This window comes from Amycolatopsis sp. WQ 127309 (assembly GCF_023023025.1).
In the GTDB taxonomy this organism is placed as follows: domain Bacteria; phylum Actinomycetota; class Actinomycetes; order Mycobacteriales; family Pseudonocardiaceae; genus Amycolatopsis.
Genome location: NZ_CP095481.1, coordinates 325,701 through 336,989 on the forward strand (window position 1 = coordinate 325,701; position 11,289 = coordinate 336,989).

Annotated in this window: 1 protein-coding gene; it reads left to right on the forward strand. The window is 68.4% G+C overall.

Annotated elements, in window-relative coordinates; genetic code table 11:
* Positions 1–279: 279 nt before the first annotated feature.
* Complete coding sequence (locus MUY22_RS01355; protein ID WP_256475343.1) at positions 280–11,268, forward strand: hypothetical protein; 10,989 nt, start codon at positions 280–282, stop codon at positions 11,266–11,268.
* Positions 11,269–11,289: the final 21 nt, after the last annotated feature.

Sequence of the window (11,289 nt, forward strand, 5' to 3'; positions counted from 1 at the left end):
GATTCCCTCGGCAGCCGGCCGGCCCGGGTTCGTGAGGGTTCTCTCCCGGATTCCCGCGGATGATCAATCGCCGGATGCGTGATCCTGCGCACCTTTCACCATTTCTTACGGGCCCGCGCAGTGACCCGTCACACTTTCCTGCCCGTTATTCGTGAGGTAAACCCCCCTTCGTTCACGGTCCTCCCGGGCTCCTCCGGCGGCCGACTCACCCAGGCAACAAGAATTTCCGTTGACCGACCGGCCGTGAGGAATACCGCGCTTTGTGAAGGGATATCGAACGTGAGCGACGGGCTGCGCGTGCCGGTGGAGGTTCAGCATTTTTTGGAGGTGGTGTTGGGGGTTGCGGTGCCGGAGGGTTCGGTGCGGGGGTTGTATGGGTTGGCGGGTGATTGGGATGAGTTGGTGGGGGCGTTGGAGGGGTTGGAGCGGGCGGTGGGGGTGGGTGGGGTGGGGGTGGGGTCGGCGTTGGTGGGTGAGGTGGGGCGGGTGTCGGGGTTGTGGTTGTCGGGTGATGCGGTGGAGGGGTTGTCGGTGTTGGTGGGGGGTGCGCGGGAGGCGGCGAAGTTGTCGCGGAATGCGGGTGCGGATGTGGTGAAGGCGTTTTTTTTGTTGTCGGTGATGGCGTTGGTTGCGTTGGCGACGATTGTGGAGTTGGCGTGGACGGTGGTGGGGGCGTTGCTGGTGCCGGTCGTGGAGGCGGGGGCGCGGGTGGCGGCGTTGGCGTTGGTGGAGGCGTTGAAGGCTCGGTTGGCGGGGTTGACGTTTTCGGGGGCGGCGCGGGGGTTGGGTCGGGTGGGGGTGCAGGCGGGGAAGTTCGGGGTGGTGGGGGCGGGTTTTATGGGTGGGTTGGATTTCGGTTTTCAGGTGGGTCAGGTGTTGGTGGGGGCGCGGGAGGGGTTGGATGGGCGGTCGGTTGTGGGGTCGGTGGTGGGTGGGGTGTTGGGGGGTGCGTTTGCGGGGGTGGCGCATGCGGGGGCGGTGTTTGTGCGGGACACGGCGAGGAAGTTGGAGGCGGGGTCGGGGAGGGGGGTGGAGTTTCCGGGGTATGTGCGGGCGTTGGGTCATGTGGGGTATGGGTTGTCGCAGGTGGGGATGGTGGTGGTGAGTGCGCCGGCGGTGAATGCGGCGGTGGGGACGCCGGGGGTGAGTCCGTTTTTGGGGGCGTTGGGTGCGTTGGGGGCGATGGGTCGTGGTGGTCGTGCTGGTGGTGGTGGTGGTGGGGTGTTGTCGTCGTTGGATGGTGTGGTGGTGGGGGTGGGGGGTTTGCGCCCGCCGGTGGTGACCATTCCTGATACCGGAAAGCCGGCCAAGCCCGAAAAGTCTTTCGAAGCCGGGAAATCCACCGTGCTCAACGACAAAGCCGAGACGGAACACCCGCCCCCCGCCTACACGGCGACCGCCTTCGGCACCCTCTACACAGCCACACCCGCTGCGGAGACACTGCCTGATTACGACTCGATCGTCCAAGATGGACGAACTGATTCTCTTGCTTTCGAAAACAAACTGGCAGCACCGATCGCGTCCGTCGCGCCGGCCCACACGGTGACAAGCACCGAAGCCCGAGCGCAGAAGACCAGCGTCACCGACCGGCCCGAACCGACGGTCGAGGTGAGCCCCACGCACCCCACGACCATCGTGTCGCAGCCCGATTCCGCGGCTGTCCCGGCCCGAACCGGCTTCGGCGCACCGGCCCGCGAGACCGCCGGTCTCGCACCAACCACCGCGGCCGAATCTCCTCGCACCACCACACCGCATGCCACGTCCGGCACCACGACGGCCCGAGGCCCAGAACCCACTGCCACCACCCCCGCCCGCACGACCACCACCGATCACACGCCGAGCACCGCGGCCGAACCACTGCGCACCACGACGGCCCGAGCGCAAGAACCCACCAACCCCGCCCGTAGCGCCCTTGGCGCACCGACCGCCGCAATCGAAACCCTGCGCACCACTACCGAAACACCACACACCACGCCCGGCGCCACGACGGCGCGAGCCCCAGAACCCACCGCCACCACCCCCACCCGCACGACCACCACCGGCCCCGAACCCATCACCGCAACCGGTACGCCGCGCACAACCACGACCCCGGCCCTGGAAGCCACCAACCCGGCCCCTACCCCCACCAACCTCGGCGCACCGGCCCGCACGACCACCAGCCACCTGGCCCCCACCGCCGCAACCGAAACGCTGCCTGGCACCACGTCGGCTCGGGCGCGAGAGTTCACCAACCCCGTTCCCGCCCGCACCGGTTACCTCACACCGCACACCGCGCCCGGCACCACCACGGCCCGGGCCCAAGAGCCCACCAGTCCGGTGACCGACCCGATCCACCAGACCGAGCAGTCCACAACGACCGCCGAAACCGCCCGCCCGCGCACCACCTCGTCACAGGCCGACCCGGCCGTTGCGGCGGTGCGCTCGGACGAACCCGTTGCCCCACAACGATCTGAGGCGGCGGACGCTGGTGCCGTGGTCGCCCCGGTTCCGGTGCGTCCGCAGCTGCTCTACACCTCCGACCGTGTGCTGGCCGGCGCGGCCTTCCTGCCACCGGACCAAGCCGTCGTCGTCGCCGATGCGTTCGCCGGTGGGGCCGCCGACCACCTGCCCGGGTTCAAGATCGTCCTGCACTCCACGGCCGCGGGGTTCGTCGACCACTTCGAGGACCGGACTTCACGCGTCGTCGAAACCGGTCAGGTCGCGGACCGCATCGCCACGCTGCGTCGAATGCTCTCCACCGCGGGGCACACCGCCCCGTGGCGGAACCTGCTGGTGATCAGCTGCGCCGCCGACGACGTCCGCACGGCCGAACTGCGCACCTTGGCCCACCGGGCCGGGATCACCGGCGACATCCGCAGCTGGACCGGTGGCCGGCGTGTCGAAGTCACTCCCTCGAAGACGCTCCGCATCCTCGAGCCCGGTGAAGCACCCACCCCCGGGAGCCTCGTCCTGGGCGAGAGCGACCTGCCCGAAATCACCTTCCGCCGGAGCGAGCGAAGGCTCGACGGGCTCCAGGAACGCCTGGTGACGGGCGCCCTGCCCGAACGGTCGTTCATCGTTCAGGTGAACCACTACAACGCGGATCAGCCCATGACCCCGGTGCTCATCACCGGCCGCGGCTCGGCGAAGAACCACGGCCACTGGACCGGCTATCACCGCGCCCGCTACGTCCGGGCCAAGTACCACGCGAAGTTCGAACAGCTGCACCGGGAAGCGACGGCCCGCGGGGACCGGGTGCCGCCCCTCGACCTGTTGAAGGGCCTCTTGATCATCCGGGGCGTGCGCCACGACCCGGACACCGGACGCAAGCGCACGGTCACGATCGACCACACCGCCCCGCCGCGGTTCCTCGACGTGTACCAGGACGTTCAGCGAAACTCCGGCGACGGCCGGGACCCGGTCGGCTTCCACCCCGGTGGGCACCGGGACGGGGCCACCACCGCGCCCGGGCTCGACGTCCGGGTCGCGTTCGACTTCGACCCCGGCCCGCAGGGCTCGAGCTTGCAGCACTACAGCACCCTCACGCGCGAAGTCCGGGACCTCACGTCGGTCTCGCGACCGGGAACCCGGCCCCGGTACGGCTGGGGAGTCCGCCCGGGCGAGGGCACCCGGCTCGAAATCCGTTCGCTGCCGACGCCCGGCGAACCGATCTCTTGGTGGCGCAGCGGTGCCCTGCTGTCGGCACTGAACAGCACCTATCGAGACCACGTCGGCGGGCCGCGGGTCACCGTCACGCTCCCGGACACACCCGACCGGCGGAAGATCCTGAACCGGGCGATCCAGCTCGTCAAAGCCTTCGAAGCACCCCTGTACTGGCTCGCGAACGAACCCGGCGACGAGACCGGGCACCGCGACCTCGACAACCACCCGCCGCTGTCCTGGCCCGCCGAGGCGGCCCACCCCCGTGAACTGCCCTACGTGCACTGGCGCACTCGCGAGTTCGGCGACGAGCCGGCCGAGGACGCTGGTCCGCCGGCTCGCGGCGCCGCGATCCTCAACTTGGGTGACGGGGGCGAGGAGAGCCTGGAGTTCCGTTTGTGGGGCCCGACCGCGTCACCCGGGGTCCTGCAGGCACGGGTGGAGATCAGCGCCGCCATCGTCCGGGCGGCGGCGGACGCGGAGAAGGCGCACTGGATCGAAACGGCGTTGCGGCGGCCTCACCTGCTCGGTGACCCGGCCGCCACCGGGTTCCCGCAGCGCTGGCGGCAGCTGCACGAACTGCTGGACCTGCTGGATCTCGACGCACAAGCCCGCAAGCAGGTGGTGCAGCTCGCCGGGTGGACCGCGCCGTGGCAGGCGAACCCGGCGGCCGGTCACCCAGCGCACGGCCAGGCGGTGTGGGTCGGCCGTCAGCAGCTGATGTTCCCCCGGCCGGGGCAGGACGTGGCTTCGATCGCCGAAGACGCGGCCGTCATGCGGCCTTTCGGAGGGGGCACCCTGGTCTACTTCAGCCTGAACCCCGACCAGACCCGCGTCCTGCTCTGGGACGGAACCGAAGTCACCGCCCAGGAGTTCACCCGCATCCTCGGAACTCAGCTGGCGCACGTCGTGGACGAATCGATCGCGCTGCTGCCCGAGCGGCTCGACGCGCCGGCTGTCCGCGCAACCGGAAGTCAGGTGCCCGCGATCGTTGCCGAGAGTCTCACCCGGGCCCATCGGGACATCGAGGTGGTCGTTCCGTGGACTGCTGCGTTCGACGGCCCGGACGAGCCGCGTTGGGCGCTGTACCTGTCCACTATGGCCGGCAGGCCGCTGCCCTGGTCCGGGGACCTCTCCAGCCTGCTGGTCCGGAACCGGCCCCGACCGGATGTCCCGCCGGCGTACGACCACGGCTGGATTCCGAGCTTTCGGAGGACAGACCCGGAGACCTACGGAACCGCGCCGGTCTTCCCACCTCGGCCCACTGCGGACTCGCCCACGGTCGGTGAGGCACCACCGGGCTACCAGCCGCCCGTGGTACCGAGCGGCTCACCGCGCCAAGCCTCCCCCGCCCAGCGGGTCGGCCTGGGGCTGAACACCGCGACGCCACCGCCCCAGGACGGTGTCCGGGATGCCGCACTCACAGCCATCGTCCAAGGGGACGAAGTGGTCGCTTTCCACCCCGGCGGCGTGCCCGGCGGCCTCACGGCCTCTGCCGACCGGATCGGCGTCACGCTGGAGTTCTTCGGCCCGAACGGCCGCCACCACCAGTTGGGTGAGGCTGCGCGACAACGGTTCGCCGAGCTGACCGACCGGCGTGGGTACGACCTCGTCCGACCCGGCGACGCTCCTCAGGCCGGTGAACAGCGCTGGGCGCTGGTGCAGGACTCGCCCGGCGACACCGTCCTGCGGTCACCGATGGCCCCGGCGACCGTGCTGTGGGACGAACTCGAGTCCGCGCTCGCCTTTCTGGCCGCGGGAACGTCCTCCGGCGAACTGCGGCTCGCCGCGACCATCGATGTCCGGCTCGACGGTCACCTCCGTCCCGAGGTCCACGCGTGGGTCAACCGCATCTTCGCCGCGTACGGCGGCACGCTTCACCGGCTGGCGGGCCGCCCTCCGCACACCGATCCGGTGCGGCCCAACCCTTGGCCGACTACGAACCCGCGCTCGGCGGTGACGGTGCGCGACGTCCACCGGCTCAGCCCCACCGGCGAGGAAGCCGTCGACTTCCGCCGGGTCGGTCCCGTGGATGCCCCGGGCACGCTCTCCTTCCGGCTGTGGCACCCCGGCGACGGCGCCGCCAACCGGCATCCGGGCCGGCTGCAGCTCATGACCGAGCTGAGCCTCGCCGTGGTCCACGCCGCCGCCGACCCGGCCCGCCGGCCTCGGATCGAAGCGGCCTTGACCGATCCCGACCTCGTCGAAGCCGGCGGTCCGGACAGTCTGCGCCGGCTCGAAAACCTCATCGAACTGCTCGAGCCCAGCCCGGCGGTGGCCGATCAGATCATCAGGCGCTACGCCGAAACCACGGCCGACGTGACACCGGAGCATCCGTTCCGGGATTCCGGCCTGGCCACCACCAGCGGAAACCTGCACTATCCCGGACCCGGCGAAGTGACCCGGGACGCGCACACCCGGCTGACCGACCTGCCCGTGGTTCGCCACGGCCACTTCGTGCGCTTGACGCCGGCGACCGGGTGGCGTCAGGTCCGGACCTGGAACGACGGCTTCACCGGGGCGCACCCCTTCGCCCAGTCCGTTCTCCGCCGGCTGGCTCCGGACGACCACTCGGTCGTCGTGTTGCTGAGTGACGAGCCGTTCCCCGACCGCACGGACCTGGCCGGCACCACGATTCCCGAACGGATCTCCCGGCTCGCCGGGCCGGTCACCGTCCGGACGGCGGACGGTTGGCTGGTGTTCCACCAGGGACACGTCGCCGGCCAGCTGCCCGCCATGGAGCCCGGACTTCGCCTGGTCGAAGCCACGCGCTGGCTGCTCGCGTCCGAATTGCCGCCCCGGCTGCTGCGCTCCGCCGACGAAACCGTCATCGGTGCCGCGTACCTGCCGATCGAGATGGCCGACCACGTCGAAGCCGCATTCGCCCGCGGAGCAGGTGGTGACGGCTCGGAATTCCTCATCCTGGTCCACTCGACCGACGAAGGCGCCGCGGAGCCACTGTGGTCCGGGGGCTCTCGGTTCACCGACCCTGCCGGCCTGAGCGGACGGCTGCGGGACCTCCGGCTCGATCTGCAGCGCCGCCGGATCCCCCATCGGCCGTGGACGCAACTTGCCCTGGTCAGCTGCGCCATCGACGATGCCTTCACGGCTCGTGTCGAGAGGTTCGCACGACGGACGAATACCGCCGGCGCCGTCACGTCCTGGTCCCGCGGGCACCTCGTCGAGATCACCGACACGACCACGCGCGTGCTTGCTCCCGGCGAATCCCCCACCCACGGCTCCGTCCTCCTCGGAGACAGGCACGGCCGGGTCGTCTGGCCGGATCAGGGCTTCGGCGAGTTCCCGCGCGTTCTTTTCCCGGACAACCGAACCACCATCACCGGCGAGTTCCGGAACGACGTGGTCCGGCTCGCCCGCGTCATCTACGCGGAACGACTCCGCAACTACCGACGCGACGGGCTGGCGGGGCCGATCCGGCTGATGGGCGGGGGGCGGTCGCTGTTCGACGCCCGGAGAACGGGACTGCGGCGGGCGGAAGCGGTATACACGGTCTTCCAGCAGACTTTCGTCCTGGAAAACCGCGCCGGCCGGGCTGTTGGAGAGACCGACCTGCCGACCGTGTTGGATCTCCTCGAAGGTATCGAGGTGGAGGGCTTGGGTCGCCACGCCGTTCAGCTCGACGACGAGGTGCCCCGCGGTGAGGCCAACCAGAGCGTGTTCGTCGGAGAGGTCACCCCGGAACGTGCGGTGGGCCACTACCTGGAAGCCCTGGCTGAGTCGACGGAAGGGCGGTTCCTCTTCGACTACTTCCCGTTAGGTTCCGAACAGTTCGCCAGCCATGACCCCGAGGCGCGGTTCAGTTACCGCTTCGACCTCACTGCGCGGGTCGACCGCCCCGGCGACGTCGAGAGGAATGTCGGCGAGTTCCGCAGGAACGCCATCGACAATCTTGGCCCCTGGCTGGATGTCGACGTTCCGGCCGGCTCCGGTCGTGGTGCCCGGGTTTCCCGAAGCCTCCTGCGCTCCGATGATCACGCGCTGGGGAAACTGTCCATCCTCGGGCCCGACGAGGGAGCGCAGGCTCAGTGGCGGCAGCTCTCGGTCACCTGCAGCCTGCTGTCCGCGGAACGCCACCTTCTCGACGGTCTGCCCGGCCTGCGGATCGAGGCTCGCTACGGCGACGAGACCAGCCCGGAGACCCTGCGGATGGCGAACCGGATTGTGGACGCGTACGTCCGCCCGGTCTTCGCCGCCGATGCCGACCCGGCCGGCCACCGGCCCCTGACGTTGACTCGCCCGGGCGACCGGCGCAGTCCCGTGTCATTCGCGTTCTGGGGACCGACCCGCACGCCGTCGGCCGTACAGGCGCGGATCGAGCTGTCCACCGCGATCCTGCGTGCCGCGGCCAAGCCCGCCAAACACGACCAGATCACGCGGGCCGCGACCGATCGGCGATTCTTTTCCGGTCAGGCGCCGGTCCTGAGCGACCGGGACCGCTGGGTGCGCTTGCAGGCCCTCCTCGACCTGCTCGATCTCCCGGCGCTGAGCCACCGCATGGCGGTACAGCTGTACGCCTGGAGCCGCCCGTATGCGGCCAGGCTGGACGCGAACGCCCGGCCGCACTACTACCGAGCGCACAATGGACGGTTGCTGCTGCTTGCACCGGGCGACACCTTCGAGACGGCCACCGAGGCGATCGACGCGCTCCCACCCAGCGCCGGCCACGTCCTCGTCCGGTACACGGCGACCGATGACCGGGCGGACGCGCTGCGCGCGGACGGCACCCCGGCCGGCCGAGCCCACCTGACCGGACTCATCGAGGCGGCGTTGTCAGGTTCCGGGGAAACCAAGCTCATTCTGCTCCCCGTCTCACCGGAGGGGAAGGAACTCCCACCACTGGCGGCCCCCACGGCCGCACCCAGCCTGGCGCGGCACCTCTCCGTGGACTTGGCACGCACTGTGTACGTGGTGGACGGTGCGACCTTGCTGGCCGTCGAGAACGGCAGAACGCGCAGCCACACCCCAGCAGGCTCGATCGAGTCCGTGCTCGAATGGGTCGACGACGAGCATCAGCTTCCCCGCTACCCGACGGAGGCTGATCGAACTTCTCCCGGCCGGCGGCAGATCTCCAGCCGCAACGGAGAGAGCAGCCGCTCGGCAGCCGACGTCGAACCGCCTTCCTACTTGGACGACTTCGGCGCGATCGGTGGTTCGGTCAGATCACCACGCGGCCCGGTCGTGGCCACCGCGTTGACCCGCACCGGAACGACCGCGCCCGGAGTCGCGTTCGTCTTCCCGGACGAGGTGGCCGCCACTCGGGCAGCAGCAGCGCGCCTGGCCCTTCCCGAAGGCACCGTCCTGGCATTCGTCCACCACGCGAACGGGATCTTCGGCGCACCGTCTCCCCATGGCGGACGCACGGAATTGTCCATCCCACAGCTGGCCGAGACATTCGCGGAACTCCCCCTCGCACTCGACGGCTGGCGCCGGTTCACCCATCTGCGCATCGTGGGCTGCGACCTCACCAGCCCCGTCATCGCCGACCTCCGTCAATCCATGGCGCAGCACCGCGTGCTCAGCCACTTGCGAGTCGAGGCGCTGCACACCGGGGTCAAAGTCCGCGCCCTCGCGGACGGTACCCTCGTCACCGGGACCACCCTGTCGCCGGCGCCGGCCGGATCCGCCACCTACGTCCGCCCAACCGGCGAGCAGGCTCTGCCTGCCGCCGGCGGGGAGCCGGCACCGATACCCTCGCCGGCCACCAATCTTGAGCGGTTACCACCGGGAACACTGACATTGGGACCGCGCGGCGGCCAGCTCGACCCAGGGAATCCTCAACACCGCGACGCCATCGCCCACGCCGCCGATCACGTAGTGGCGAACCACGGGGCACTCGATTCCCGCATCTTGATCACACACTTGACCAAAATGAACATATACCACAGTCATCAAAACCAGAATACATTGAAAATCATGGTGACCGAAGCGCGGGAACGGGTCCTAGCAGCCGACATCGACTGGCGCCCCCATTATCGCGGGAAAAAACTCACGGAAAGATACGACTCCGACCATCCCAACGACACAACCGTGTTACTCCACTGGATCGCCAAGAAAAACCCCTATGGATCACCGACGGAGATCACCCGACACGCTGGAGAGGCCGGCATTCAGACTGCATATCATACACTCTTCGAAGATGCCGGAAAAGCCATCCTGGATGCCGAGACCCATGGCCACCGATCGAAGAACTTGAGAGTCTCGAGAGAGTCGGACCTTTCCGCGATTGACGAACACATCGACCGCATCCTCGCCGAGAACTCTTCTCTTAATATGACCGATGCCCTCCAAAGGCTACGCGACAAGAACATAACAGGAACAAGCGGCCTACTGCGGAATCGCATCAGCGCACGAAAAGCTCGACATGGAGACACAACCGCTTCGAACATCACTTCGGACACTGCAGGGAAAAACGATTCCAGCTCATCGGCGACGGCATCGAACTTCCTGGGAAATCGCCTGGAGGTGGCAAACCACGAGCACCACGAATTGATCGAACGAGTGGCGTACGTGGTGGCGTGGGCGAACAAACTCGAAAACTCCTCCGACTTGGTACCAAAACTGGCCGCCGAAGGCGTTCACGGCTCCGACGAGCAGTTGTCCGAGCTTCTGGCGAGCGCGATCACCGAAGCCGAGACGCACGGCGATCGACTACTACCCGCTTCGATCGACGTTCCCGCGGATCGAGCCGAAATTCAGCGTCGCGCGGATCTGATTCTTGCCGACAAGCCAGACTTGACAACCGTGGACGACGACGCGAAATGGCTGGTACACAAACTACGCATCCGTCACGTCAAGGGAACAATCGAAGCTCTTGACACTTTTGTCCGCGACATCCTCTCACCGAATCGGTCACACCACACCACAGACAACGCTCCCAGCGCAACGATCGACGACATCTACGCCGGCAAGGCCGTCGTCGTGCCATCGCCAACCGGCGACGTGGTGGCTGTTCCACTGCCGAACAATTCAGGGGTCGCGTTTGTAGCGAGCAACTTTGTGGAGAATGTTCTTCACGCGTTCGCTCACCCTTCCACGCTTACCGGACACTTCTCCATAGTGGTGCACCACGAAAACGGTTCGTACTTCCTACCGAAAGCGGACGGCGGAGGCACGGCACAGAGCGCCGATCAGTTGGTGACCACACTGGACAATCTGTCCGACCTCTCCATGCCGTTGACGGCGTGGGCGGTCGGCACGTTCAGCGCCGAGGTCTATGCCTGCAATCTGACAGAGAACTCCGTGTCCGAACTTCAGACGGCGTTCTCCGCCCGTGGCCACCTCACCTCGATCCACGTCACTCCCTACCGCTTCCATACGCAGATCCACATCCACCGAGACGGCACCATCACCGAAGGCCCAGCACTCGATGACCTGCCGACCGAGACCCTCGTCCTGGTACCGAAGAGCGAAACGGTCCACGAGGCCACTACCGGCCAGGAGGAACCGCCCATCACCCGAGGTTCATCCGGCCGGCAGCGCCGGGTACGGCAGTTGCCCGCTCCGAGGCCGGCCAAGGAACTTGATGCCACGGCACCCGTCCCGGCCGGTCCGGCCGCGGGACCCATCGCCGAATTCCTGGCACCGGGTACCGGCGAATTCGGCGGGTGACGGAAGACGGCCGACGCGGGC